This window comes from Phormidium sp. CCY1219 (assembly GCF_055795085.1).
Map to the genome: position 1 here is coordinate 1 of NZ_JAYFEQ010000553.1, position 1,544 is coordinate 1,544.

The 1,544-nt window shown below is 47.7% G+C and carries 4 protein-coding genes; all 4 read right to left on the reverse strand.

The genetic code is table 11. The annotated features are described in order from the left end of the window. Positions 1-258 precede the first annotated feature (258 nt). Positions 259-486: a helix-turn-helix domain-containing protein gene (locus AC0QH1_RS15385; protein ID WP_324632078.1), complete on the reverse strand. Its 228-nt coding sequence runs from the start codon at positions 484-486 to the stop codon at positions 259-261. A 178-nt stretch (positions 487-664) separates the two neighbouring features. Further along, positions 665-904 (reverse strand): hypothetical protein, encoded by a 240-nt coding sequence (locus AC0QH1_RS15390; protein ID WP_324632079.1) that lies wholly within the window; start codon positions 902-904, stop codon positions 665-667. A gap of 125 nt (positions 905-1,029) precedes the next feature. After that, positions 1,030-1,254, reverse strand: coding sequence for a helix-turn-helix domain-containing protein (locus tag AC0QH1_RS15395; protein WP_324632080.1), 225 nt, complete (start codon positions 1,252-1,254; stop codon positions 1,030-1,032). 99 nt (positions 1,255-1,353) lie between these two features. After that, a partial coding sequence (locus tag AC0QH1_RS15400) for a hypothetical protein (RefSeq protein ID WP_324632081.1) occupies positions 1,354-1,544 on the reverse strand: 191 nt, incomplete at its 5' end.

Consider the following 1,544-nt stretch of genomic DNA (forward strand, 5'->3'; position numbering starts at 1 on the left):
GAAACCGAAGAACTGGGAAAGTGCTTCTTTTGCTTGCTGTTGGAGGGTTTCAGAGCCGAAGCTGCTGTAGTCGTAGTCGGTTTTGAGAACGAACGGTGCAGAGGTGCCCCGCTCGGCAAATGCTTGACCTGATTGAATTTGAGCTATCATAGTGGTGACTTATGTTGTAATGGGGCGGGTGATACCGCTCCTTTTTATTGATTCGCTGTTAAATGTTAGCATACTACCATGCTAGCATTTATAGTAAGGTCTAGGTGGTTATTCTTTGTAAACAAATGTGAATAATTCATCCAAAGACCTTAATTTGAAGTAACCCGCAATGGTTGCGAGAGTGTCCCGGTCTATCCTTCGGAAGCTGTTGTGCTGATAAGCACGGATTCCTGCTGGAGCAATTCCAGTTTCCTCGCTCAACTGCTGCTGAGTTAGTCCTCGTTGTTGCATTAACTCGTCAAGGTGGCAGATAATTTCAGGCTTTTGAATGTCCATTCGATCCCGTTGCAGAACGATACTATATAGCATTCAACAAGTATCGTAGCCTTCTGCTGACCTTCTAGGACTGGATGAAATTGAGGATGATGCATTGGATCCGCTGCTTTTGGCTGTCAAACGATTCGGAAATCTGAATCAGCGTGAAGCGAAGCTATCGCGCAGGGAATCGCGCCATTCAGGTGGAGCCACCACAGTCGGACGAATCCAGCCAGCGATCGAATAAGCGATCGCCTTGGGTGAGTCCCCGTTCGAGGCAAAGTTGGTGCAGCAGTTGCCGCAAATTTCGACCGATTTCGAGGCCACTGACGAAGGTATGGCGGATGAACCCGAAAAACTGGGATAGGGCTTGTTTGGCTTGCCGTTGCTTCGGTTTCCAAGCCGAAGCTGCTGTAGTCGTAGTTGAAGCTATTGTCAACGGGAAGGTGGCTAGAAGCCTTAGCCGTAGCGGTTTTAGGTGTATTCATGGTAGATTTGAGATAGCTTTTTTGGGAGCGGGGTGGTACCCGCTTTTTTTTTACTCTAGCTTAAATGTCTATCGATTTAGGCATCTTCTTTGTTAAGAATTGTAAAGAACTGGTCGAGGGAGTCAATCTCAAAATAGTCCAGCAGTTTTTCTAAGCTGGTCTTGTCGATTCGACTAAAGCGATTGTTCTGCAAGGCGCGGACAGTGCTCGGACTCAGCCCGAGCTCTCTTTTTAAGTCAAGCTGCGTTAGCCCTCGACTTGCCATTAATTTGTCCAATTTGCACTGAATCTCTCTTCCCACTTGTTTGTCCTTGTTAAAGTGTTTACTACTCTAGTTATCTAAATATCTAGAATAGTTGATGAGACCAAGCTCTCTGCCTTTTTTCAAGGGGTTCTCGATCTAGGGAGGTTCAATCGCAGGCAAATTGGGTGCGATAGTTGGCGGAAGCTGCGATCGCGATCGCGCGCCCGCTAACGAAGGTATGGCGGATGAACCCGAGAAACTGGTACAGTGCTTGTCAGCACCCCGCTCTAAAGAGACGGGGCTTCTAGCCCCTGACTTTAGGTAGCTGACCAGCCTAAGCCCTACGA